Below are 23,567 nucleotides of genomic sequence, written 5' to 3'. Positions count from 1 at the left end.
GTCCGACGACTTTCGTGCCGATCGGACGAGACGTTTTATAACATCGCGGTCACGGGCTCAGCGGGCAACGGCCGAATGGCCCATACACATACCTATTTTCGGAAAACCACGTAGATCACAGGGCTATAACGAACAGACCGGTCGTGACGAAAATGCAAAACAGGTATGTCCGCGGGTAATTCGGCCGTTACCGCCGGAACACCCGCCGGACACGCTGGGGAGCGTGTCACTGACCCAGAACTTAGAACCCGAGATCCTCGAGCCGCTCGCAGGTCCGAAGGCCCCGACCCTCACCGTGGTGGCGCAGGGTCCGCCCATCGTCTTCCTCCACGGCTGGGGACTTACCCCGCGGGTGTACGGCCGCGGCCTCTCGACCCTCGTCCGACAGGGACATCGCGTCGTCACACCGACACTTCCCGGTTTCGGAGGGACTCCCGACCATCCACCGCACGCGCGCAGCTTCGCGGGCTACGCCGCCTGGCTCGGACGGTTTCTCGACTCGGCCGGAATCGACGAGCCGGTGACCCTGGTCGGCCACTCCTTCGGCGGTGGCGTCGCGATTCAGACTGCCCACGACCTTCCCGAGCGGGTAGCACGAGTCGTTCTCGTCAACTCCGTCGGCGGCGGGGCATGGTCTGCCGGCGGTCAGGCAATCCGGCACATCGGTGAAAGACCATTGTGGGATTGGGGCGCATCGGCGCTGGGCGAGGCCCTGTCGATCCGGTCGATCGTCCACACGGCAGCATCCCTCGTCAACGGTTTCATCCCCAACACCGTGCGCGATCCAGGTGCGGTGTGGCGGACGGCACATCTGGCCCGGCGTGCGGACTTGCGCACCGAACTCAGAACTCTCGCGAACCGAGGACTGCCGGTGACGCTGTTGTGGGGCCTCGGTGACCGTACGATCCCGGTGGCCAGCTTGGAGTCGCTGAGGTCAGCGCTCCGCAATCCACCGGTTCTCACCGTGGCGGGCGGTCACGGTTGGCTGATCCACGATCCCACCGCGTTCGCCGACGCGATAGGCCGGGCGCTCGACGCCATGTGAGTGGCATCGCCCCCGCAACCGCGGTTGTCACACCACAGTGCGGCCCCCACCGGTCATCGATGGGGGCCGCACTCGGCAGTGAATACTCAGGTCACCGTCACGACGGCGGGGGCGCGGGAGTCGGAGGTTTAGGCGTCGGGAAATTCCCAGGGCCGGGACTGGGAGGTGGGCACAATTGGCAACCTCCGTCGCCGAGATCCTTGGGAGGCGGCTTGGGATTGGTGTCGTGACAGCTGACTCCCTTGCATGGGACAGCGGACGCCACGGCCACAGGGCCGATGGCCGAGATCGACAACGCGGCCGCAGCCCCCGCGATCAGCACAGCGATACGTCCGCGAGTAGTTCCACTCTTCGACATGGGCGGGTTCCTTCCGAGAACTCGAGGGCCGCCGGGGTCACCGTGTTCGGCGGTGATTCCATCGTCTGCGACAGCGGAACCCGCGACCAGATGCCCCTGGGTGACGAGATGGCCACCCTCTCGGTTCGGGTGCGAGGGAGCGTCATGGCTCCGCGCCCGCACGCGGCACATCGAGCGGCGCCCGCATGATTGTTGCGTGGGACCATGGATTCGGTAGCGTTCGGTATCGACCCGCGACCGCGTGTCATTCGATCGGCTCTGCACATTTTGAACTGTGGGAGGTTCCCGTGGCTGGTGGTCTCGTCGCCCTGTTGGACGACGTCGCGGCACTCGCGAAAGTGGCTGCGGCATCCGTCGACGACATCGGAGCCGCGGCAGGCAAGGCCAGCATCAAGGCAGCGGGTGTGGTCGTCGACGACACCGCCGTCACCCCCCGCTACGTCCATGGGTTCTCCCCTAATCGCGAATTGCCGATAATCCGCAAGATCGCGATCGGGTCGATCCGCAACAAACTTCTGATCATCCTGCCGGTGGCGATGATCTTGAGTCAGTTCCTGCCGCAGGCACTGCCCTATCTGCTGATCGCCGGTGGTCTGTTCCTGTGCTACGAGGGAGCTGAGAAGGTCTACGAAGCAATCACCGGTGGGCACCACGGCGACGAAGATGCGCCGGTAGTGCTGCAGGGCCCCGAGCTCGAGAAAAGCATGGTCAGCGGCGCGATCCGCACCGACCTGATCCTGTCCGCCGAGATCATGGTGATCTCCCTGTCCTCGGTCGAGAGCGAACCGTTCGTCACTCGGCTGCTGGTGCTCATCGTCGTGGCGTTCCTCATCACCATCCTGGTCTATGGTGTGGTCGCCCTGATCGTGAAGATGGACGACGTGGGCTTGGCGCTCGCCCGACGCGAGTCGACGTTCAGTCAGCGGATCGGCCGAGGCCTCGTCGCCGCGATGCCGAAGGTGATGGCGGTGCTCACCGTGGTCGGAATCGCCGCGATGCTGTGGGTCGGCGGCCACATCCTGCTCGTCAATGTCGGCGAGGCAGGATTCCACTGGCCGGCCGATCGCCTCCACGATGTCGAACACTGGTTCAGCGACCTCGCGCACGGCGGTTTCGGTGGGGCTCTGTCCTGGACTTCGGGGACCGTGGTGTCTGCCCTCGTCGGGCTCGTCGTCGGCGCGATCGTCGTCCTGATCATGCACCTGATACCGAAGCGGAAGAAGAGCGTCTCGGCGCACTGACGCGTCCGGGGTTCTTGCCGATGCGGCAAGAACCTTCGCCAGAATGGTCGCAGCTATTGCACTGTGTCGGTATGGAAGATTCCGGCGAGGTCATCGAGGTCACGTCAGTATTGAGCGAGGCAGCCGAATGGGATGCGCGCTACAACGAGCGGGATCAAGTGTGGAGCGGCGAACCCAACGGCGCACTTGTCGCCGAGTTGACCGGCGCACCGCCCGGGCGCGCCCTCGATGTCGGCTGCGGTGAAGGCGCTGATGCCCTCTGGCTCGCCCGCCAAGGATGGGCAGTGACCGCGCTGGACGTTTCGCGAGTCGCGCTCGATCGGGCGGCGGCACATGCCGCCGACCAGAACACCGACATCACCTGGGTGTGCAGCGGCCTACTCGATGCCGATCTGCCCGCGGATGGTTTCGACCTGGTCTCAGCTCAGTACCCCGCCTTACGCAGCACAGCCGACCATGCCGCCGAACGAGCGTTGGTCTCCGCGGTCGCACCCGGCGGCATCTTGCTGGTTGTTCATCACGACATGCGCGACGGGCATGCGGCACGCGAGCACGGCTTCGATCCCGATGACTGGGTCGCACCCGGTGATGTGGCGGAGCTACTGGATACCAGCTGGCACATCGATGTGAACGAGGTGCGGGAGCGCTCGATCAGCGGCGGCGCGGGAGCGCACCACACCCACGACGTGGTCCTGCGCGCGCACAGACTGCCTCAACGCAGCCTTTTCGTCGGACGCGGGCAAGCCAGCGGTTCGCTCGGCGTTTACACGGAACCACAGGCGGGGACCGCGACGGCCACAGCGGCGCCCGGTTCACCGCTCGTAGGGCGCGCACAACCCAACGATCGGGGCCGCTATTGGGATCACAGTGAGGCGCGGTGGGTCAACCCTCGCGGCGGCAGGGGCACGGGCACTACTTCGCCCCCTGCCGGGTAGCTATCTGTCAATCAGTGGCGAGCGCGGAATCTGCGAATCCGACCTTGCCTTCACACGCGAACCGTGTCTGCTGCGTCAGCTCGCGTGCGCGTGCGGATGTGAGGGAAGCTGGGCGAGCAGCTGCTCCCACTCGTCGAACCGGACGGCGTCAGCTGTGCGGCGATGGGGCGCGGATCCGGCGGCGAGGTCGACCAAGCTTCGGGCGGCACCGAGAACGGTCAGGTGATGGCGGCGGGAAACGTCGAGGAGTTCATCGAATGCCTGGGCATCGCTGCAGCGGCGCGCTGCGATCAGGATGCCCTTCGCGGTGGCGAGAAGCTCGCGACCGTCGGGACGCCGTCGGGGAATCAGGCGAGTGGGGCCGGCAACAGGAGTGAGGGAGAAGTCCGCGGTGTCCTCGATCATGTGACGTTGTCCTTTGCTCTCGTGCATCGGCCGGGATGCGCCGGTGTGCCGGCAACCAATCCCAAGCGGTCATAAAGTGTGAGTCATGTCACTACCGATGCCCGAATAGTTCTAGCACACGTCACGGCGGCTGCCACCTAGACAAGTGTCCAATACTCTGATCCACGTCGGCGCGGCCGCCCTCGACGTCGAGTCGGTCAGCCTTCGTCCACCGCCCTCCTGTCTCAACCAACACGCAAAAATGGATGTGGTGTGGGTCACATTGCTGCAGTGCGACGAGCTGCTGGATCTACCATTTACCTCGCACGAAACGCACTGGATGCGGGCCCCGTTGCAGTCGATACCGCGATTTTCTGATGCGATTGCGCGCTTCGCACGCTGTCAACGCCCGAGGAGGTATCGGCGAGGCCAACGGCCACGCGAGTTCGCGCGGCGGTATCCCACTATCCCACGGCACGTTCCGGCGAGGCCCGGCCGGAGCGGAATACACTCCGACCGGGCCGACCCGGCTCAGGCACCGTCCTCAACCTCCTGAATCCGCATCGGACGCTCACAACTCCTCGAAGCGGCGGCCCTTTGCATCCGCGCCGGCCACCACAACGAGACCGGGATTTATGGCTGCAACGTCGGCGACGGTGCGGGTTGCCCGGCCCGCCCTGCCATCAGTTCCGCGGTCGGCGATCGCACTCTTCGTTCTCGCGGCCGCACGGTGGAGACTTTCTCAGGCCTGCAGCCATCGGAAGGTACTGCGGTGGAAAACGATCGGCTCCACGTCCGATTGCACCCGCACCTCGTTAATTTTCAACAGCACGACCGCATGATCGCCGGCGGGCACCTGCTCCGACACTGTCGTATCGAGCCACACGGAGGCACCACCGACGAATACCGCCCCGCCGTCGCTGGTTTCCGTGGTGAGTCCTTCGAACCGGTCGCCGGTCTTCGCGGCCAGTACCCGCGCCGCGGTGTCGTGCACCTCCCCCAGCACGCTGATTCCAATGCGTTCCAATCCCGCCAGCTTCGGCCACGTCGAAGAGGTGTTCTGCACGCAGAACGCGACGAGAGGGGGATCCAGCGACACCGGCACGAAGGTGCTCGCCGCCATTCCGACCCGCTCACCGTCGACCTCTGCGCACACCGCCACAACACCACTGGGCACGTGCGAGAACGCCTCCCGCAACGAACCTGGGTCCAGCGTTACCGTCCCGCTCATCACAACTCCGTTCGTGCCGTTGCCGCCGCGGTGAGCACCGGACCCCAACGCTCGGCGTACTCGGCGATTCGCGAATCGGTGGTGTAGGTGGTGTCGGCGAGATACAGCCCCGGCGCCGGCGTTGTTGCGCCGAGCTCCACCAATACCGGCTTCAGCAGCAGCTCGGGTGCGAGCGCGTGCGCCGGGCCCCCGCCGAGCATGACCGGGACCGCGACCACGCCTCGCAGCCCTTCGGCTGTCGCGAACTGGTCGAGGAAGAGCTTGAGCACTCCCGTATACGTGGCCTTGAAGGTCGGGCTCGCGACCACCACCAGATCCGACTCTGCCACCGTCTCGACCGCTTGCGCGACCTTGTCGTCACCCCAGCCGAGCAGCCCGGGACCCAACTCGATGACGTCGACGACCGAGTCCACGGGGGAACCCGTCACCGCCGTCGCCACCAACGTCGCCGCGTCCAGTGTGCGCGAACCCGCCTTGGGATTGCCCGCGACTACCGTTACCTTCATCGTTCCCTCGCCTCTCATGAACTGTCGGTGCCACGATAGAACAGCGGAGTGTTCATCGTCGAATATTATTGACTGCGAGCCTCTTTCGATCGCAGATCATTCGGATCACGTCGAATCAAACCCTTCCGTTCACTGATGGTCGGGCTTACACTGCCGACCCGTGAGTACTTATTAACAACGGGTAGTTAAGAAGTACTCACGGGAGGCGGAGCCTCAATTCGCGGCGCCGTTCCCGGGTCACCGCGCCGCCGCTCAACGTAGGAGCCGATCCGACGAGAAGCGCCGTGTACGGATGCTGGGGGTCGGAGATCACCTGATCGGTGGGTCCGTCCTCGACGATGTTGCCGCGGTACAGCACGACGATCCGGTCGACCAGCGCCGCGACTGCCCCTAGGTCGTGCGAGATGAACAGCTGAGCGAGCTGCCGCGAGTGCCCGAGTTCTGTGAGCAGTTTCAGGATTTGAATACGGTTGACCGAGTCGAGGGCGCTGACCGGTTCGTCGAGCAGCAGCAGCGCCGGATCGAGGACGAGGGCCCTCGCGATCGCGATCCGCTGGCGCTGCCCACCCGACAGGTCGGCGGGAATCCGCCCCGCGATGTCGGCGTCGAGTCCGACACTGCTCAGTACCGCTGCCACCCGCGACCGCACCACGCTGCGGTCGAGTCCGCCGCGCACGAGCAGTCCCTCGGCGATCGACTCGCCCACGGGAATGTCCGGATCGAGGCTCAGGAGCGGATCCTGGAACACGTACTGCACGGTCCCCGTGCGGCGGTGCGCCCGGCGGTTCGCGGCGGACAGGTCGTCGACGCGCTGCCCGCGGATGTCGACCGATCCGGACGTCGGGGTGATCAGACCGAGAATCGTGCGGGCCAGTGTCGTTTTTCCGGAACCGCTTTCACCGATGAGTCCCACCTTCTCGCCGGCATCGACGGTCAGGTCGACGCCGTGCAGGATCTGCTTGCGCGCCGCGCGGGGTCCGAGCTCCACCCGGACGCCGGTCATGCGCAGCAACGACTCAGACACGAGCCGCCTCCTTTCCGATGACCGACTCGAGCCCGTACTCCCGGTGGTTCTCGACGAGTTGGCGGGTGTACTCGTGTCGGGGCGCGGTGAGCAGGTCCCCTGCTCGCCCGGACTCGACGACGGCGCCGTCCCGCATCACGATCACGTTGTCGCAGACCTGAGCCACCACGGCGAGGTCATGCGAGACGACGACGAGCGCGAGGCCCAGTTCGTCGCGCAGGTCCTCGAGGAGGTCGAGCACCTCGGCCTGAACGGTGACGTCCAGGGCGGTGGTCGCCTCGTCGGCGATCAGGAGTTCCGGTTCCGCGGACACCGCGATCGCGATGAGCACCCGCTGGAGCATTCCCCCGGACAGTTCGTGCGGGTACTGGCGGTACACGGTGTCGGCGTCGTTCAGCCCCATTCTCCGGAACAGTTCGACACCGCGCCGCCGGGCGTCCGCGCGGGACAGCCCGAGGGACGACCGAAGCGCCTCGGCCAGTTGTTCACCGACCCGGATTGACGGGTTCAGATAGGACGCCGGGTCCTGGAAGACTGCGGATATGCGGGTACCCCGCAGTGGCCGCCAGTGTTTGCGACCGAGGTCCGTGAGTTCGATGCCGTCGAAGTCGATCGAGCCTGCGGTGACACTGATTCCGCCGGGCAGAATTCCGAGGATGGCCCGGCAGGTCAGCGACTTACCGCTTCCCGATTCGCCGACGATCCCCAGGGCTTCGCCGCGTGCGAGGGAGAAGTCGACGCCGTGGACCAGTTCGATTCCGTCGTCGAGCGCGATGCGCAGATCGCTCACGGTGAGCACCGGCCGGTCGGGGCGGATGGGTGCGGGTGCCGACGTGGCATCCAATGTGTCAGTGGACATCCGAGGTGACCTCCTGTTTCCTGCGGGCGCGGCGTTGGGGTTGGCCGGTCGCATCCCGCAGCGCGTCGGCGATGGCGTTGAGTGCCCAGACGGTCGCCACGATCAACAGCGCGGGCACGACGGGGCCGAACGGAACCTGGTACAGGTACTGCAGTCCGCTGGCGAGGAGTCCTCCCCAGGTCGGGTCGGGTGGGACGACGCCGATCCCCAGGAACGTCAGCGAAGACACGATGACGAGGCTGGCTCCGGTCATCGCCGCGAACGTCACCCCCACCGCCGGCAGCACCTTGCGTACCGCGTGACGACGGATGATCCAGGACGTGTCGGCCCCCATCAGTTCGGCGGCCTCGACGTACTGGGAGTTGGCCACGGTCAGTGCAGCGGCGCGAGTGATCCGATAAAACGCGGGTGCGATGAGGATGCCGACCGCGAACATCGCCTGCGCCAGCCCGTTTCCGAGCAGCGCGGTCATCGCGACGGCGAACACGAGGAACGGCAACGTGATGAGCGCATCCATCAACCGGAGGGTGAACCATTCCACGCCGCGTCCGAGGTACACCGACAGGAATCCCGGGATCACGCCGAGGAGGAATCCGACGACGACGCATTGCAGTGCGGACAGCACCGACACGGTCGAACCCGCCAGCAGCCGGCTGAACACGTCCCGCCCGACGTTGTCCGTCCCGAGCCAGTGAGTTCCGCTCGGGCCGTGCAGGATTGCCGACGTGTCCTGCACGAGCGGGTCGAAGGGCGCGAGGGCGGGCCCGAAAACCGCGAGCAACACTATCAGCCCGAGGACAACCACCGCGGCGCGAGCGGAGTGATAACGCAGGATTGCTGTGAACATGGGATTTCAGTCTCTCCGCTTGGTTGCCGGCTGCAACGCGCTCTGCGCGATGTTGACGACGATGTTGCAGAACAGCACGAACACGATCGCCACGACGAGCGTTCCCTGGACGATGGGAACGTCTCCGCGCAGCGCCGAGTCCGCGGCGAGGCGACCGAAGCCGGGCATGGAGAACATGGTCTCCATCACGACGGCGCCGCCGATGAGCGTAGGAATCTTCATCCCCAGGATGGACAGCGCCGGACCGCTGCCGTTACGCAGTGTGTGCACGAACAGGATCCGGGCCGGACTGATGCCCCGGACCACCGCGCCGGTGACGTAGTTCTGGTCGAGCTCCGCGACCAATCCGGTGCGGAGTTGTCGCGCGATGTCGGCGACGACGTCCATGCTCAACGCGATCGCGGGCATGATGATCAGCGACAGCCAGCGACCGAAGTCCTCGTCTGGCGGGACGTACCCGGCCGACGGCAGCCAGTGCAACCCGACGCTGAGGACGAGGATCAGTCCGATCGAGATGACGAACGGCGGCAGCGTGGAGGCCACCGACGTGTATGCGGTGATCAGCCGGTCGAGCAGGCTGCCCTTGTACACGGCGGCGAGTATTCCGAGTCCGACGCCGAAAGCGAGTCCGATGACCAGTGCGACACCGGCGATCGAGGCGCTGACGGCGAGCCGCTCGCCGATCAACTCGCTGACCGGGATCTTGCTGAACCACGAGACGCCCAGGTCACCGCTCAGCATGCTCGACATCCAGTCGACGTACTGCTGCCAGACCGGTTTGTCCAGCCCGAATTCGGCGTTGATGCGGGCGATCGTCTCCGGGGTCGCGGCGTCGCCTGCGATCCCGGCGGCCGGATTCAGCCCGCTGGCCGCTCCGAGCAGGAAGGTGATCAGGGTGGAGAACAGGAAGACCGGGACCACGATCAGCACGGTGCTCAGCACGACCCGAAACGCCGTGCCGAGCGCACCAGCCGGCACCGGGAGAGCGAATGTTCTCCTGGTGCCGGCGGTCTGGACGTCTGCGGTGGTCACGAGACCGTGACGCCTTCCCACCGCACCTGGGACGGCAGGATGTTCAGGTTCTTCAGGTCCGGGTTGGACACGATGATCCACGGATTGCTGAAGATGTAGTTGGTCGGCGACTGCTCGACACCGACCTTGACGGCCTGCCACAGCCGCGGCTTGTAGTCCGGGTCCTCGAGGGGTGTGCGACGCACGGCGTCGAGCGCGGCGATGAACTCCGGCGACGCATGCGGGCCGCTGAGGTTCATGATGCCTTCCGGACCGTAGACGGCGAGCAGGTTCTGCACCGGGGATTCACGCCCGATGGTGCCGTCCGTCGCAAGTTGCGGGTTCTTCGCGATATAGACCTCGCTCTGCCACGTCGACGATCCCGGCGGCACCACTTTGATGGTGGATTCGACGCCGATCTTCTTCAGCTGCGACTGCACCAGCTCCGCCCGGTTGGTGGCCGCCGACTGCGCGGTGATCTCGATCGACAATTGCCCGGGACCGTATCCCGCCTCGGTCAGGAGACGAGATGCCTTGTCGGGGTCGTAGTTCCAGAGCTTCTCGATCTCGGGGTTGAAGGCGAGGTATCCGTTGGGGAACGGCTGGCTCGTCGTGCTGCCCAACCCGTTCGTGATGACGTCGACGAACGCCTGCCGGTCGAATGCGTAGCGGAATGCCTCGACGACCTTCGGATTGTCGAACGGGGCCTTGTTGAGGTTGATGGAGACGTCGTTCGCGGCCAGCGACGGCTTCACGGTCACATCGAGACCGGCGGCCTCGGCTTCCTTGGCCTGCAGAGCCGGTAGCGTCGCGAAGTCGATGGAGCCGGACTGGACACCGGCGACGAGAGTGGCCGGGTCCGGGGCGACGCTGAGTTCGAAGTGGTCGATGTGGATGTTGTCGGCGTCCCAGTAGTTCGGGTTCTTCTCGAAGTACGCGTGGTCCTCGGCGACGAAGTCGGTGATCCTGAAGGGACCGGCGCCGACCGGCCACACACTGAGCTTCTGCGGGTCGGCGGCCGCGGTCGGGCTGGCGATGGCCCCGGTTCGCCCGGCGACCAGGTAGGGGATCTGGTAGTCGGCGTCGGCAAGATGCAGTGTGACGTCGGTGGCGCTGTCGGCCGTGACCTCGGTGACGCCGGCGAGCTGGTCGCGGAGGAACGAATCGTCCTGAGACTTGCCGCGGTCGAAGAACGCCTTCACCGCCTGGGCGTCGAGGGCGGTCCCGTCGGAGAACGTCAGACCGTCACGCAGGGTGAAGGTCACGGCGGTGCCGTCGGCGTTGTACTTCCAGCTCTCGGCGAGCGACGGCTCGACGTTGCCCTCGGCGTCGAGCCGGGTCAGCGACGCGTACGCGAGGCTGATCGTGTTGATGTCGTTTCCGGTCCGGCTCGTCACCGGATCCCAGGAGGTGGGGAGGTTGAACGCCCACTTGACCTCGGCGCCGTCCGAGCTGCTGCCGCCGCCGCACGCGGTGGCAACGAACCCGACGATCACTCCGAGTATTACGGCGCCGACGATCCGCCGGCTCTTCTTGCTCACTGGATGCTCCTGACCATGCAAAGGGGGTGGTGATTCAGACACTCGCGGACAGCGATGCGGTGGTGCCGGGCAGCGGGGCGGGGTCGATTCCCTCACGCCGCGCGCGGGTGTAACGGTTCTCCGCGAAAGGCAGGCCGAGGTTGCCGCGCAACGTGTTCTGCTCGTAGTCCTCCCGGACGACCCCACGCTCACGCAGGATCGGCAGCACCTCGTCGACGAAGCGCTGGAACTGTGCCGGGTGGCCGATGTGGATGTTGATGCCGTCGAGGGCGTGGCCGTCCAGCCAGCGCTGCAGTTCGTTAGCGACGGTCTCGGCGCTGCCGGTGAACGGCGACGTCTTCGGCGCGCTGAGTGCCTCGACCGTCTGCCGCAGTGTCAGCCCGCGATCGGCGGCGAGGTCGGCGATCTTCTTGGCCTGCGTGTAGAAGCTGCGCTCGGCGTGCTGCAGTGCCTCGGCAGGGAACGGCGCGTCGAGGTCGTACTGCCGGAAGTCGTGCCAGCCGAACGGCCGGCCCAGTTCCCGGAGAGATTTTCCGAAGTCGTTGTCGGCCAGCTGGGTCACGCGTTCGATCTCGCGCGCGTCGGCGTCGGTGTCGCCCACGGTGACGCTGACTCCCGGCAGGATCACGATGTCCTCGGGAGCGCGCCCGTAGGCTGCCGCGCGGGTCTTTATGTCGGCGTAGAACGCCGCCCCCGCCTCGAAACTCGGCGCGTGCGTGAAGATCCCGTCGGCGATACGCGCCCCGAGGTCGCGACCCTGGTCGGAGTCGCCGGCCTGGAAGATCACCGGCTGCCCCTGCCGCGAGCGTTCGATGTTGAGCGGGCCCACCACCGAGAAGTGCTCACCCCGATGGTCGAGGGTGTGCAGCTTGTCCGGGTCCAGGAAGCGGCGGGCCTCCCGGTCGCGCGGAAACGCGTCGTCCTCGTAGGAGTCCCACAGAGCCTTGACGACCTCGACGTGCTCGAGGGCCCGGCCGTAGCGGGTGGCGTAGTCGTAATGCTCCTCGAGGCCGTAGTTTCCGGCGGTACCCGAGTCGCCACTCGTGACCACGTTCCAGCCGGCGCGGCCGCGGCTGATCAGGTCGAGGGACGCGAACCGTCGCGCGAGGTTGAACGGCTGGTTGAACGACGTGGTCAGCGTGCCGACGAGCCCGATGTGCTCGGTGGCCACCGCGAGCGCCGACAGCAGCGTCAGCGGCTCGAGCCGGTTCAGGTAGTGCGGGGGCGAGTCCGGGGTGATGAACTGGCTGTCGACGATGAACACGAGGTCGAACCGCGCCTGCTCGGCCAGTCGCGCGTACCGGATGTACCAGTCGATGTCGACGCTCGCGTCGGCGGGAATCTCCGGGTCCAGCCAGGTGTACGGGTGCCCGGGCCCACCCGTGGGGGTGAGGACAGCTCCCAATTTCAGTTGCCGTCTCGTCATGTTCTCGCTCCTTCGTCGTTCGCCGTCAGGCACCTGCCTCGGCACGCCGCGTTGAAGTGTATGGAGCAAACAGACGCGTGCAGAGTATTAAATTCTCGATGTTTCAAAACATATTTCGTATGTCCCGCAGGGCTGTCGAACAAAGTCCGATCAGTCGAAGAATTCGCGCGACGACTCCGCGACGGCCACCGCGACGACGTCGGCGAGTTGCCCGATCAGGTCCGGGTCGTCCGGCAACTGGGTGGCCGACAGGCGCAGGAGTTGACGTGCGGGCGCCTGCACGAACGAGCGGGAGCCGGCCCCCACCGAGATGCCCTGCCGCGCCAACGCGACGAGGGCCGCGGTCTCGTCCGACACCGCGACCCACACGACCAGACTGTGCGGGCCCGCGAAAGCCTCTATGCCACGGTCGATCAGCGCCGCCAGCAGCGACGTGCGTCTGGCGGTGTAGCGCTCGTGCGCCGTAGTGACCGCCTGCTCGGCGTCGTCGCTGACGATCAGGTGGGCGAGGGTATTCTGCAGGATCCGGCTGTTCGAGCCGACTCCGTGACTGCGCACCTTCATGGCCTTCTCGATCAGTTCGCGGGATCCGCCGAGAACGGAGGTCCGCACATCGATCCCATATGCCTTGCAGTAGCTACGGATCCGGACGACACGCTGCGGTAGTACCGATCCCAGAGAGGGAGGCTGCTGCGGTTCGAGCGGTCCGATCGAGTCGTCTTCGACGACCCACACCGCCGGATGCCGTCGCAGCACCTCGGCGAGTTCACTCGTGCGCTGCGCGCTGACCGCATGGTCGACTGCGAACGGTGCACCGGGCTGAAACACGAAGGCCACGGCACCGGCGGTCAGAGCCGCGTCCAAAGCGTCCGGCCGGGGGCCGTCGCGATCGGCGCCCACCCCGACCGCATCCAGCCCCAGATCGCGGAGGGTGTCGAGAACGCCCGGGCCCAGGGGCTCGTCGACGGCCACCATCGAACCGGGTGGGGCGGCCGCCTCCACGGCCAGCAACAGCGCCTCGGTGCCGCCGCCCGCCGTGGCCCAGGCCTCCGGTTCGAACGGCCACCCCGGGGCGACGGCATTCCTCAACCGCTCGGTCATCAGTTCCCGGCCGAACACATTCAACGTCTCGGCGTCCAGACTCGACAACAAAGCGTCGGACAGGGACGGCTGCAGCGCCAGGTCGGGTGCATTCTGCGCCAGGTCGACGCCACGCCAGTCCGGTATGCCACGCTCGGGCACACTGTCGAGCGGCGGAAGAACGACGGTGCCGCCGCGGCGGCGGGTCTGCACGAACCCCTGTTCCTGCAGGCGGCCCCAGGCGCTGACGATCGCACCGACACTGAGATCGGTCGATTTCGCGAGTGCGCGGACGGTCGGCAGGCGATCGCCGGGGCTGAGCTCACCCGACCTGATGAGGTCGGCGACGGCATCGGCCAGTTCCGCGGTGCGGCCGTCGATCTTGTCGAGCAACCACTCCGGAGCAATCGCCTCCGACTCCAGAACCGCTGACATCCACACCCCTTCGATCGACAACCACTACCGGCCCTTCGCCGTGCGGGTCACGGTGACTGCGCGAGTGCCCCGGCCGGTTCGCGAAGGATGATGTCGGGCGTACCGGGCAGGCGGAGACGCTCGAGGAACTGCACGATCTCGGCGGCGACCGACCGGTGGGACACGTCGTTGAGGATGTCGTGCAGCCCCTCGTGAACGACGACGACCCGGGCGTCGGGCAACGCGGACGTGACAGCCAGCACGTCCGCTGCCGGGCTCAGAACGTCGGCGCCTCCGTGCACGACGAGGACCGGAACCTGCACGTGGGTCAGCGAATCCGCCGTGGCCACCGGAGTCTCCGCACCGAGCGTTCCCCGCTCGAGAGCGTCGGCCGACGACAGGACCCCTCGATGCACGGGACACGCGGAGCGGATCTCGAGTTCGCCGTCCCACTCTCCGGTGAAGGCCTCGGTCCCCGCGACGAGAAGACCGGCGGCCACCACCCCGGACACGGCCGGATGCGTCGCGGCCAGGTCTAGGGCGGTCAGGGCGCCACTGTCCGACCCGACGACGGTGAGTGGGAGTTCGGTCTCGGCATCGGCGATCGCCCGAGCAGTCGCCGCGGAATCGTTCTCCACCACCGCGACACGGTAGCCATCGAAGGCGATCCGGCGGGCGAACCGGCGGTACACGTGAGCACGCTCACCGCGGCCGGCGACGACGATCACCGAGCCACGCACAGTCGCTTCGGGTTCCAGCCAGTCGATGTCCACTGATTACCTCATTCGGGGGTTGTTCGCAGGATTGACTGCGTCACCCTGACCCACACGCGCGAGGTCGAACAAGACTAAAGCTCGAGCAGAACAAAACGCGTGCCTTCTCGTCGCGCGTCGTGTTTTGTTCCGAACATATTCGTTTTGCTCTGCCATTCATCCGCTTTGCAGTTCACCCAGGCCCATTCAGAAGTATCGACGAAGGGACAGGCACACCGATGCCCGAGACCACAGGGTTCGCGACCCGGCAGGTCCGCACCGGCTATCAACCCGGAACACCGCAGAACACCGCGATCCCCCCGATCTACCAATCGGTTGCCTACGATTTCGGCAGCTTCGAACAGGCGCGGGACATCTTTTCCCTGCGGCGGAAGGGAAACCTGTACAGCCGCACCGGGAATCCCACCCAGGCCGTGTTCGAGCAGCGCCTCGCCGATCTCGACGGTGGAGTCGCCGCCCTGGCCACGGGGTCCGGGCAGGCCGCTGTCGCGGTCGCACTCCTCACCCTCGCCAAGTCCGGACAGCACATCGTCGCGGCCCGGCAGCTGTACGGGGGAACCGTCGATCTCCTCACCGACACCTTCGCGGACTTCGGGATCGAGGTCACGCTCGTCGATCAGGACGACCTCGACGCCTGGCGTGCGGCCGCGCGTCCCGAGACAAGGGCCTTCTTCGCCGAGACGATCGGCAACCCCGTCGCCTCCGTGCTCGACGTCCGGGCGGTGGCCGACATCGCGCACCAGGCGGGGGTCCCGCTGATCGTCGACAACACGATCGCCACCCCGTATCTGCTTCGCCCGAAGGACTTCGGTGCCGACATCACCGTGTACTCGGCCACCAAGTTCATCGGCGGGCACGGCAGCTCGCTGGGTGGTGTGATCGTGGACCTCGGCACGTTCGACTTCGGCGCGGAGCCGCAGCGGTGGACCCAGTTCACCGAGCCCTACCCGCGCATCGGCGACCTCGTGCTGTGGGAGGAGTTCGGCCGCGAGCGGAGCGCGTATCTCGTCTACGCGAAGACGAAGCTCGTCCACGATCTCGGTCCCGCACTGTCCCCGTTCAATTCATTCCAGCTGCTTCAGGGGTTGGAGACGCTGGACTTGCGGCTGGAACGGCAAGTCGGCTCGGCACTGGCGATCGCACACTTTCTCGACCGCCATCCCGCGGTCGCCAAGGTCAACTACCCCGGACTGCCGGACAACCGGTGGCACGACGCCGCCCAGCGGTACCTGCCGCGCGGCGCCGGCTCGGTCTTCTCCTTCGATCTCGCCGTCGACGACTCGAAGGTGGCGAAGTTCATCGACTCGCTGCAGTTGTTCGCCATCGTCGCCAACATCGGCGACGCGCGGTCGCTGGTAGTGCACCCCGCCACCACCACACACAGCCACCTCGACGACACGCAACTCCGCGACGCCGGATTCGGCTACCGCACCGTCCGATTGTCGATCGGACTGGAAAACCTGGAAGACCTCGTCGACGATCTGCGTGCTTCGCTCGACGCCATCACGGAGGAATGACATGCACTTCGGCTACTGGACGCCCATCTACGGCGGCTTCCTGCGCAACCTCGGCGACGAAGGGATGCCCGCCACCTGGGACTACGTCAAGAAGCTCTCACAGCTCGCCGATCGTCTCGGGTACAACACCACCCTCGTGCCGGAGCTCTATCTCAACGACCGCAAGGGCGTCGACGCGCCCAGCCTCGAGGCGTGGTCGCTGTCGTCGGCGATCCTCGCGGTCACCGAACAACTCCGGGTGATGACGGCGGTGCGACCCGGATTCCACCTGCCGGCGGTCACCGCGAAGGAATCGGCGACGATCACCGACATCGCCGGAACAACCGATGCCGGTGCGGCACGGTTCGCGCTCAACGTCGTCGCCGCGTGGTGGGAGGAGGAAGCCCGGCAGTACGGCGGCGCCTTCACCCGGCACGACGACCGATACCGGCAGGCCGGCGAGTTCGTCGACGTTCTCCGTGGACTCTGGGAGCACACCCCGTTCACCTACCAGGGCGAGCACTTCAGCGTGCGCGACTCGATCCTGTCACCGAAGCCCAGAATTCATCCCCCGGTCTTCGCGGGCGGTGAGAGCGAGAGCGGCCGCGAATCGATCGCGACCTTCGCCGACTCGTACGTGCTGCACGGCGGCACCGTCGACGAGGTGCGGTCGAAGATCGCGGACATGAACGCGCGCTCGCAGCGAATCCATCAGCGGGACATGGCCGAATTCGGGATGTCCACATACATCATCGTGCGCGACACCGAAGCCGAGGCCCGCGCCGAACTCGAACGCATCACGACGGTCGACCCTCACTCGCCCGGGTACGCGTCGTTCGAGGAATTCGTGAAGAACTCCGAACTCGACGTCGAGCTGTCCCAGCGCGAATACTCCGTCGGCACGCGCGGACTGCGACCCGACCTCGTCGGCACCCCCGAACAAGTCGCCGAAAAGATCCGCGCCTACCAGGACGCCGGTCTCACTCTGCTGCTCATCCAGTGCTCCCCCGCGCACGAAGAGCTCGAGCGCATCGCCGAGCAGGTGTTTCCGCTGGTCCCCACCCGTGAGTACTTGTTAACCGCGGGCGGTTGATAAGTACTCACAGGGGGGACGCCCTTGACCGCACTACTCGCCGCGAGTAAGGATGAAGACGTTCTGTGCGCGGCGATTTCGCTCCCGGAGAGAGGAATTCACACCACCAGGACCAATCGCGACGCATCCATTGCATACGGCCGCACGAGGTCGCGGGGCGAGCGCGAGGGATTTTGTCATGGCAGACATCGAAGTCGACTATTGCGTCGTAGGCGCAGGGTTCGCCGGACTGACGGCGGCACTGCGTTTGAAGCAGGCCGGACAATCGGTCGCGCTGGTGGAGGCGCGTGACCGGATCGGGGGGCGGACCTTCACCGAGGTCCGCGAGGACGGTTCGTGGATCGATCGGGGCGGCGCGTGGATCGGGCCGGGACAGGACCGGATCTACGCCCTGATGGACGAGTTCGGCGTCAAGAGTTACAAGCAGTACACCGACGGCGAGTCGATGATGGTCGTCGATGGCAAACAGTACCGGTACAAGGGCACGATTCCCCTGACGATGAGTCCCTGGGCGGCAGCGAATCTCGGGGCCGTGTTCGTCGAACTGGGCGAGATGTGTAAGACGATCCCGCTCGACGCGCCGTGGGAGGCGAAGAAGGCAGCGAAGTGGGACTCGATCAGCCTCGCCAAATGGCTCGGCGACAACACGCTGTCCAAGCCGGCCCATGACCTTCTCGAGACCGCCATCGCCGGCTGCTACACGTCCGCGGCGTCCGAGGTGTCGATGCTGTTCGTCCTGTACCAGATGGCGTCCGGCGGCGGTCCGAGTTTCGTCCTCGGTGTGAAGGACGCCGCCGAGGACGCGCGACCTGTCGGTGGAATGGGTGCCGTCTACCGTCCGATGGCAGCCGAGATCGGCGACGCACTCCATCTGTCACAACCCGTCCGGGACATCACGCAGGACGGCGACGGCGTGACCGTCCGCTCGGCGGATCTGGCCGTCCGGGCCCGGAGGGCGATCGTCGCGGTACCCCTCGCGATCGCGAGCCAGATCCTCTACGAACCGCTGCTGCCGATGGATCGGTCGTTCCTGCACCAGCGGATGCCGAGCGGTGCCGTCATGAAGATCGCCGTCCTCTACGACGAACCCTTCTGGCGCGCCGCCGGACTGTCGGGACAGTCGGCGGCACCCGACTCCCCCGCGACGATCACCATCGACGCCAGTACCGACACAGGACGTCCCGGTGTTCTGTGCGTGATCGTCGAGGGACCGATCGCCCGCCGGCTGGGACGACTCTCGGAGGCCGAGCGGAAGAAAGCAGTGCTCGGCGAGTTGACCGCGAGGTTCGGAGCCAAGGCTGCCTCCCCCGTCGACTACATCGAGCAGAACTGGAGCGTCGAGCGGTACTCCGGCGGCGGCATGCTCAGCCATGCGCCGACGGGTGTCCTCACCCAGTTCGGTTACACCCTCCGCGAGCCCTGCGGCCGCATTCACTGGGCCGGCACGGAAAGTTCGTCCGTAATGTGTGGCTGGATCGACGGAGCCGTCCGGTCCGGTGAACGCGCCGCACGGGAGGTCACCGAACGCGACCGCGCGCTGTCCCTCGCCCGACCTCAGTAGTAGACGGCCCCCGGAACACCGCCGCCCACGGCAACCGCGTCGCCGGTGATCCCGACGCTGCGCGGTGACGCGAGGAACGTGACGACGTCGGCAACCTCGCTCGCGTCGATCAACCGGTGGATCGAGTTGGTGGCCAGCCGCGACTCCAGTTCGGCCACCGGCACACCTTCGTCCTCGGACTGCTTGGCAAGGCGGTCTACGAGACGTTCCGTCCGCGTCAGTCCCGGATGCACCACGGTGACGTTGACGCCGTGCGGTCCGAGTTCGTCGGCGAGGTTCTTCGTCAGCGCCGACACACCGACGTTCCGCACGGTCTGGGCGATGGAGTTGGCCTGGCGTGCACCGAGTCCGCTGATGTTGATGATCCGCCCCCACCCCTGTTCCACGAGGTGCGGTGCCACCGCCCGGGCGGTCCGCAGGTATCCGAGCACCTTGATCTCGAGTTCGGCGCGCACCACGTCGTCGGTGGTGGACGCGAAGTCGCTCGGCTTGCCCGCACTCCACGGGGTTGCGGCGGCGTTCACGAGGATGTCGACACCACCGAGTTCGTCCACCGTTCGCTGTACGAGGGCGCGCACCGAGTCGTCGTCGCCGGTGTCGGTGGGAACCCCGAGCACCCGCCGTCCGGTCTCCTGCGACAGCGTCTTCGCCGCCAATTCCAGCGCCTCGACGCCCCTGGCAGCGAGCACCACGTCGACCCCCTCCGACGCGAGGCTGCGCGCGATCGCGAGACCGATTCCGCGGCTGCCGCCGGTGACGATCGCCCGCTTGCCGCCTAGACCGAGATCCATGTCGTTCTCCTCATCTCCGCTGTCCACCCCTCGATTCGAGGGTAGGACCAGGCGGAGGTGCGGTCACGGATTCGGTTCAGCGTGAGGCCAATGGCGCTTCGCGCCTGTGCGCCTTTTTGGTAGCAGTCACTACCAAAAAGGGGCTCTACTGACTCATTCGTGGGTGGATTCGGCCGGGTAATTGTGGGCGGGCGCCCCCGAGGCTGAGCATCGCGAGTGCGATGACGGCCTCGGGGGTGTGGAACCCGAATCCGCGGCGGGTGATGAGGCGAATCTTGGTATTGACCGATTCGATCCGACCGTTCGAGAGCCCGTGCTCGATGGCGGCGAGGATCGCGGGTCTGTGGACGAGGATGCTTTTCTGCAACGCGACGAACGCCGGGATCCGGCACCGCCGGGCCCAGTCGATCCAGCGGTCGAGTTCGGCAGCGGCCTGCTCGACCGGGAGCTGGAAGATCAACCGCAAACTCTCCTTGAGCCGGTAGCCGCGGTGCAGGACCGGATCGTGGAGTTCGATCCACCGCAGCACCGCCTGCTGCTGCGCGGTGAGGGCGTCCGGGTTCTTCAGCAACGCCCACCGGCTGCGTTTGACCGACCGAGCCGGGCCGGCCTTCGGGCGACGCCGCGGTTTCCACCCACCGCCGCGGGAGGCGTTCTCGGTGGACCGTGCCCGGTTCCACGCCGCCCGCCGCACCGTGTCGAGGGCCTCGGTGGCCCAGGCGACCACATGGAACGGATCCGCGCAGCGCACCGCATCCGGGCAGAACCGGGTCACCACCGACCCGATCCATCCGGCCGCGTCCGAGGTGACGTGGGTGATCTTCGCGCACCGTTCGGGCCCGAGCAGGTCGAAGAACCCGGACAGGGTCGCCGCGTCACGGCCCGGGGCCGCCCACACCAGCCGGCCGGAGTCGTGGTCGACGACGACCGTCAGATACTTGTGGCCCTTCTTGTACGAGATCTCGTCGATCCCGATCCGCCGCAGCCCCGCCAGCGGGTCCCGGGCGGGTGTGGTGTCGGCCCACACCCGGTCCACGATCGTCCCGACCGTGCGCCACGCGGTGCGCATCAACTCACACGTCGCGGCCTTCGAGGTATGGGTGGCGAGCCACGCCACCGTCTGGTCGAACGCGTAGGTGTGCCCGGCCCGGTGCCGGGCCCAGGGCACCGCGGCCACCGTGACTCCGTGTTCGCGGCAGCACACCCGCGGTGCGTCGGCCTCGACGAAGGTGCGGACCAGGCCGCAGTCCGGGCCGCGCCACCGCCGCCGACCGGTGCCACCGTCGTAACCGGGGCTCCGACGACCACACACCCCGCACCGGGACCGGGCCCGGGCCTGCGGCCGGACCGCGACGATCACCGCCCCGGCCGTGTCGTCGAAATCGACGCCCTCGATCACCGTCTTTTCGACACCCAACACCTGACGCCATATCCTGGCTTCGCGCACGCCGTTCCCCACATATGTAGCCGACTGACCCTAGACAAGCCAGAACGCTACTGGGACAACGGCGTGCGCCCTCACCCGCACCGAACTCCACCCACGATCACAGCAGTAGAGCCCAAAAAGGCGCACAGGCGGCGGAGCCGCCTACCGCTGGATCGACTTGACCTCGAGGAACTCTTCGAAGCCGAGTACACCGGCTTCACGCCCGATACCCGACTGCTTGTACCCACCGAACGGGGCGTTGGTGTTGAAGGCGCCGCCGTTCACCTCGACCTGGCCGGCCCGTAGCCGCCGGGCGACGCGATCGGCACGGTCCTTGTCGCCGGACCAGACGCCGCCGGCGAGCCCGAACTCGGTGGCGTTGGCGATCCGGACCGCGTCCTCCTCGTCCTGGTACCCGAGGATGGAGAGCACAGGTCCGAAGATCTCTTCGCGGGCGATCGTCATGTCTTCGGTGACCCCGGAGAAGATGGTGGGGCCGACGAAATAACCTTTCTCCTGACCGGTTTCGCGTCCGTCGAGAACAGGCTCGGCACCCTCGGCGATTCCCTGCTCGATGTAGCTTCGGACGCGTTTGAGCTGATTCGAATTGACCAGCGGCCCGAGGACCGACGTGGCCGCGGTCGGGTCGCCGACGGCATAATTTTGGGCGACCTGCGCAGCGATCGCGGCCGCCTCGTCCACCTTGTCGGCTGGGACGAGCATGCGGGTGAGGGCCGAACACGTCTGACCCGAGTTCAAATAGCACTTGCCCACCCCGTCGGTGACGGCCTTGGTGAGGTCCGCGTCGTCGAGGATGACGTTGGCCGACTTGCCGCCCAGCTCGAGCGCCACCTTCTTCACCGTCTCGGCTGCGACGACGGCGACGCGCTTACCGGCGCGGGTGGAGCCGGTGAAGGAGACCATGTCTACCTCGGGGTGTCCGGCGATTGCCTCCCCGACCACGGGGCCGTACCCGCTGACGAGGTTGAACACGCCGGCCGGCAGACCGACCTCGTGGAAGATGTCGGTGAGGGCGTAGGTGATGAGGGGTGCCACCTCGGTCGGCTTGAGCACCACGGTGCAACCCGCGGCGAGGGCGCCACCGACCTTCAGGACCACCTGATGGAGGGGGAAGTTCCACGGGGTGATGGCACCGACCACGCCGATCGGCTCCCGCACGATCAGCGAATTCCCGACCTCCTGGGCGTCGAAGTTGTAGTTGGCGGCCAGTTCGGCGAAGGCAGAGAGGTTCGCCAATGGCATCCCGATCTGCACGGGCTTCGCTAACCGCACGGGCATCCCCATGTCGCTCGACACCAGGGCGGCGAGTTCGTCGACTCGCTCCTTCACGAGACCGGCCGCTTTGCGCAGGTACTGGCCGCGCTCTTCTCCGCTGAGCGCCGACCACGCGGGAAACGCGGCGCGGGCGGCCTCGGCGGCGCGGTCGACGTCCTCTGCGGTGCCGTCCGCGACCACAGCGATGACCTCTTCGGTGGCGGGGTTGACGACATCGATACGCCCCGTCCCCTGCGAATCGACCCACGCTCCGTCGATGTAGATCTTGCTGCGGTCCAGAACTTCGGTCATCGGTCAGCCTCCATCGATATCGGGTTGTGCCACTGCCTCGACCCTACGGCGGCCCCGCTGAACGACGCTGGAAAAGGTATGCCCGAAACCCGTCTGAAAGCCCACCGATGGGGTAAAACGGAATTAGACGCCCCGGTGCGTCCTGCTCCGGGGCAGGATGCAGAGAATGGAGGGCGGAGGGATGTTCGAAATCATTCGCGAAGTCCATTCCGAGGTGCAGCACCAGCGGGGACCGCGCCATCACCATCACCACCTGAGTCGGGCCGAGCTCACGGCAAAGGTCCTTCGGCATTGGTGCCGCTGACACCCGCGACCCGGATGAGCACGCCCCCGGCGTGGAGGTTCCGCTGCGCCGGGTGACGCCAACTTCTCGTGTCAGCCACTGTTCGATCATGGGATCGACGTCGCAGTCGGTGGCGCGCCACCTCTAGGGGCGCGCCACCGTTTACGTCACAGTTCGAATTCCGCCGGAGCAATCCCGACGGCGAAACAGGCGTCGCGCACCACATTTCGCTCGTGCTGGTCGAAGTTGCCGTCCGCGCCGCCGATGACGATGCCGATCTGAATCACGGCCCGCGCCTGATCCTGCTTGGACTTCAACTTCGCGATGGTGGCGGTGGCTTCGATCTTGCCGAACTCGAAGTCCGACTGCAGCTTGCTGCAGTACCACTCGAACTTCTGACGCAGCTCGTCCGAGGGAAAGACACTGAGCGCTTCGTTGCTGGTGATCAGCGTCGCAGTCTTCTGTCGTTCCGACGGGTCGATCGTGCCGTCAGCCGCGGCGATGAGCGCGCACATAGCCATGCTGGCGTTGGCGAACTCCTTGTTCTGGAACTGTGCCGTTTTCGTCTTGAGCTGGCCGTTCATTTCGAACGCCTTTGCCTTCAGCTGATCCCAGAAAGCCATGGGTCTCCTTTGTCCTCGCCACGCACTGTGCG

21 protein-coding genes are annotated in these 23,567 nt (G+C 66.5%); 6 read left to right on the top strand and 15 right to left on the bottom strand.

Translation table 11 applies throughout. The features are described 5' to 3' along the window. Nucleotides 1-223: 223 nt before the first annotated feature. From GFS60_RS09920 to GFS60_RS09910, 3 genes are all read left to right on the top strand, one after another. Nucleotides 224-1,045 (top strand): alpha/beta fold hydrolase, encoded by an 822-nt coding sequence (locus tag GFS60_RS09920; protein ID WP_159920846.1) that lies wholly within the window; start codon nt 224-226, stop codon nt 1,043-1,045. Between the two features lie 645 nt (nt 1,046-1,690). Continuing rightward, a complete protein-coding gene (locus GFS60_RS09915) occupies nt 1,691-2,644 on the top strand; it encodes a DUF808 domain-containing protein (RefSeq protein ID WP_159920844.1) in 954 nt (317 codons plus the stop codon). A gap of 71 nt (nt 2,645-2,715) precedes the next feature. After that, complete coding sequence (locus GFS60_RS09910; RefSeq protein ID WP_201453540.1) at nt 2,716-3,579, top strand: class I SAM-dependent methyltransferase; 864 nt, start codon at nt 2,716-2,718, stop codon at nt 3,577-3,579. A gap of 75 nt (nt 3,580-3,654) precedes the next feature. Here the strand turns inward: GFS60_RS09910 and GFS60_RS09905 are convergent, their stop codons facing one another. The 11 genes from GFS60_RS09905 to GFS60_RS09855 form a co-directional block, all read right to left on the bottom strand. Continuing rightward, nucleotides 3,655-3,984, bottom strand: coding sequence for an ANTAR domain-containing protein (locus GFS60_RS09905; protein WP_109328269.1), 330 nt, complete (start codon nt 3,982-3,984; stop codon nt 3,655-3,657). 721 nt (nt 3,985-4,705) lie between these two features. Next, nucleotides 4,706-5,194 (bottom strand): flavin reductase family protein, encoded by a 489-nt coding sequence (locus tag GFS60_RS09900; RefSeq protein WP_159920840.1) that lies wholly within the window; start codon nt 5,192-5,194, stop codon nt 4,706-4,708. Further along, nucleotides 5,194-5,700, bottom strand: a complete 507-nt coding sequence (locus GFS60_RS09895; protein WP_159920838.1) for an NADPH-dependent FMN reductase — start codon at nt 5,698-5,700, stop codon at nt 5,194-5,196. Before GFS60_RS09895 ends, GFS60_RS09900 begins: the two co-directional genes overlap by 1 nt. A gap of 196 nt (nt 5,701-5,896) precedes the next feature. After that, nucleotides 5,897-6,724 (bottom strand): ABC transporter ATP-binding protein, encoded by an 828-nt coding sequence (locus GFS60_RS09890; protein ID WP_159920836.1) that lies wholly within the window; start codon nt 6,722-6,724, stop codon nt 5,897-5,899. Beyond that, nucleotides 6,717-7,583, bottom strand: a complete 867-nt coding sequence (locus GFS60_RS09885) for an ABC transporter ATP-binding protein (protein WP_159920834.1) — start codon at nt 7,581-7,583, stop codon at nt 6,717-6,719. Before GFS60_RS09885 ends, GFS60_RS09890 begins: the two co-directional genes overlap by 8 nt. Further along, nucleotides 7,573-8,430 (bottom strand): ABC transporter permease, encoded by an 858-nt coding sequence (locus tag GFS60_RS09880; RefSeq protein ID WP_159920832.1) that lies wholly within the window; start codon nt 8,428-8,430, stop codon nt 7,573-7,575. Before GFS60_RS09880 ends, GFS60_RS09885 begins: the two co-directional genes overlap by 11 nt. A 6-nt stretch (nt 8,431-8,436) precedes the next feature. Further along, nucleotides 8,437-9,462, bottom strand: coding sequence for an ABC transporter permease (locus GFS60_RS09875; protein WP_159920830.1), 1,026 nt, complete (start codon nt 9,460-9,462; stop codon nt 8,437-8,439). Continuing rightward, nucleotides 9,459-10,982, bottom strand: a complete 1,524-nt coding sequence (locus tag GFS60_RS09870; protein ID WP_159920828.1) for an ABC transporter substrate-binding protein — start codon at nt 10,980-10,982, stop codon at nt 9,459-9,461. The genes GFS60_RS09875 and GFS60_RS09870 overlap by 4 nt, the downstream gene beginning before the upstream one ends. Before the next feature lie 34 nt (nt 10,983-11,016). Then, on the bottom strand, nt 11,017-12,408 hold the full coding sequence (locus GFS60_RS09865) for an LLM class flavin-dependent oxidoreductase (RefSeq protein WP_159920826.1): 1,392 nt from the start codon (nt 12,406-12,408) through the stop codon (nt 11,017-11,019). A 150-nt stretch (nt 12,409-12,558) separates the two neighbouring features. Next, complete coding sequence (locus GFS60_RS09860) at nt 12,559-13,923, bottom strand: aminotransferase class I/II-fold pyridoxal phosphate-dependent enzyme (RefSeq protein WP_159920824.1); 1,365 nt, start codon at nt 13,921-13,923, stop codon at nt 12,559-12,561. A 47-nt stretch (nt 13,924-13,970) separates the two neighbouring features. Then, nucleotides 13,971-14,675, bottom strand: coding sequence for an alpha/beta hydrolase (locus tag GFS60_RS09855; protein ID WP_159920822.1), 705 nt, complete (start codon nt 14,673-14,675; stop codon nt 13,971-13,973). 218 nt (nt 14,676-14,893) lie between these two features. On the opposite strand from GFS60_RS09855, the gene GFS60_RS09850 reads away from it, so the two are divergent. The 3 genes from GFS60_RS09850 (at nt 14,894) to GFS60_RS09840 (ending at nt 18,825) form a co-directional block, all read left to right on the top strand. Then, nucleotides 14,894-16,192 carry an O-acetylhomoserine aminocarboxypropyltransferase/cysteine synthase family protein gene (locus GFS60_RS09850; protein WP_159920820.1) on the top strand — a complete coding sequence of 433 codons (1,299 nt, stop codon included), beginning with the start codon at nt 14,894-14,896 and terminating at the stop codon, nt 16,190-16,192. 1 nt (nt 16,193) lies between these two features. Next, nucleotides 16,194-17,264 (top strand): LLM class flavin-dependent oxidoreductase, encoded by a 1,071-nt coding sequence (locus tag GFS60_RS09845; RefSeq protein WP_159920818.1) that lies wholly within the window; start codon nt 16,194-16,196, stop codon nt 17,262-17,264. 178 nt (nt 17,265-17,442) lie between these two features. Beyond that, nucleotides 17,443-18,825 (top strand): flavin monoamine oxidase family protein, encoded by a 1,383-nt coding sequence (locus GFS60_RS09840; protein WP_159920816.1) that lies wholly within the window; start codon nt 17,443-17,445, stop codon nt 18,823-18,825. On the opposite strand, the gene GFS60_RS09835 is transcribed toward GFS60_RS09840, so the two are convergent. The 4 genes from GFS60_RS09835 to GFS60_RS09820 all read right to left on the bottom strand — a co-directional run bounded on the left by GFS60_RS09835 (nt 18,819) and on the right by GFS60_RS09820 (nt 23,535). Beyond that, on the bottom strand, nt 18,819-19,616 hold the full coding sequence (locus GFS60_RS09835) for an SDR family NAD(P)-dependent oxidoreductase (protein ID WP_159920814.1): 798 nt from the start codon (nt 19,614-19,616) through the stop codon (nt 18,819-18,821). The two genes, GFS60_RS09840 and GFS60_RS09835, sit on opposite strands and share 7 nt — an antisense overlap. A 145-nt stretch (nt 19,617-19,761) precedes the next feature. Further along, nucleotides 19,762-21,063 carry an ISL3 family transposase gene (locus GFS60_RS09830; RefSeq protein WP_159918917.1) on the bottom strand — a complete coding sequence of 434 codons (1,302 nt, stop codon included), beginning with the start codon at nt 21,061-21,063 and terminating at the stop codon, nt 19,762-19,764. 141 nt (nt 21,064-21,204) lie between these two features. Then, on the bottom strand, nt 21,205-22,629 hold the full coding sequence (locus tag GFS60_RS09825) for an aldehyde dehydrogenase family protein (protein ID WP_159920812.1): 1,425 nt from the start codon (nt 22,627-22,629) through the stop codon (nt 21,205-21,207). 450 nt (nt 22,630-23,079) lie between these two features. Further along, the gene (locus GFS60_RS09820; RefSeq protein ID WP_159920810.1) at nt 23,080-23,535 is read right to left on the bottom strand and encodes a tellurite resistance TerB family protein; all 456 of its coding nucleotides are present in this window, start codon (nt 23,533-23,535) and stop codon (nt 23,080-23,082) included. Between the last annotated feature and the right edge of the window lie 32 nt (nt 23,536-23,567).

Origin of the sequence: Rhodococcus sp. WAY2 (genome assembly GCF_009859915.1) — a bacterium.
Taxonomy (GTDB): domain Bacteria; phylum Actinomycetota; class Actinomycetes; order Mycobacteriales; family Mycobacteriaceae; genus Rhodococcus_F; species Rhodococcus_F oxybenzonivorans.
The sequence above is the reverse complement of the archived record's forward strand: the minus strand, read 5'-3'. Positions and strand labels throughout refer to the sequence as shown.

What these genes read in the sequence shown, in the direction of transcription:
- GFS60_RS09835 (WP_159920814.1), bottom strand. Translation starts at nt 19,616, where the DNA reads ATGGATCTCGGTCTAGGCGGCAAGCGGGCGATCGTCACCGGCGGCAGC.
- GFS60_RS09880 (WP_159920832.1), bottom strand. Translation starts at nt 8,430, where the DNA reads ATGTTCACAGCAATCCTGCGTTATCACTCCGCTCGCGCCGCGGTGGTT.
- GFS60_RS09820 (WP_159920810.1), bottom strand. Translation starts at nt 23,535, where the DNA reads ATGGCTTTCTGGGATCAGCTGAAGGCAAAGGCGTTCGAAATGAACGGC.
- GFS60_RS09860 (WP_159920824.1), bottom strand. Translation starts at nt 13,923, where the DNA reads ATGTCAGCGGTTCTGGAGTCGGAGGCGATTGCTCCGGAGTGGTTGCTC.
- GFS60_RS09865 (WP_159920826.1), bottom strand. Translation starts at nt 12,408, where the DNA reads ATGACGAGACGGCAACTGAAATTGGGAGCTGTCCTCACCCCCACGGGT.
- GFS60_RS09900 (WP_159920840.1), bottom strand. Translation starts at nt 5,194, where the DNA reads ATGAGCGGGACGGTAACGCTGGACCCAGGTTCGTTGCGGGAGGCGTTC.
- GFS60_RS09850 (WP_159920820.1), top strand. Translation starts at nt 14,894, where the DNA reads ATGCCCGAGACCACAGGGTTCGCGACCCGGCAGGTCCGCACCGGCTAT.
- GFS60_RS09905 (WP_109328269.1), bottom strand. Translation starts at nt 3,984, where the DNA reads ATGATCGAGGACACCGCGGACTTCTCCCTCACTCCTGTTGCCGGCCCC.
- GFS60_RS09840 (WP_159920816.1), top strand. Translation starts at nt 17,443, where the DNA reads ATGGCAGACATCGAAGTCGACTATTGCGTCGTAGGCGCAGGGTTCGCC.
- GFS60_RS09825 (WP_159920812.1), bottom strand. Translation starts at nt 22,629, where the DNA reads ATGACCGAAGTTCTGGACCGCAGCAAGATCTACATCGACGGAGCGTGG.
- GFS60_RS09845 (WP_159920818.1), top strand. Translation starts at nt 16,194, where the DNA reads ATGCACTTCGGCTACTGGACGCCCATCTACGGCGGCTTCCTGCGCAAC.
- GFS60_RS09895 (WP_159920838.1), bottom strand. Translation starts at nt 5,700, where the DNA reads ATGAAGGTAACGGTAGTCGCGGGCAATCCCAAGGCGGGTTCGCGCACA.
- GFS60_RS09910 (WP_201453540.1), top strand. Translation starts at nt 2,716, where the DNA reads ATGGAAGATTCCGGCGAGGTCATCGAGGTCACGTCAGTATTGAGCGAG.
- GFS60_RS09885 (WP_159920834.1), bottom strand. Translation starts at nt 7,583, where the DNA reads ATGTCCACTGACACATTGGATGCCACGTCGGCACCCGCACCCATCCGC.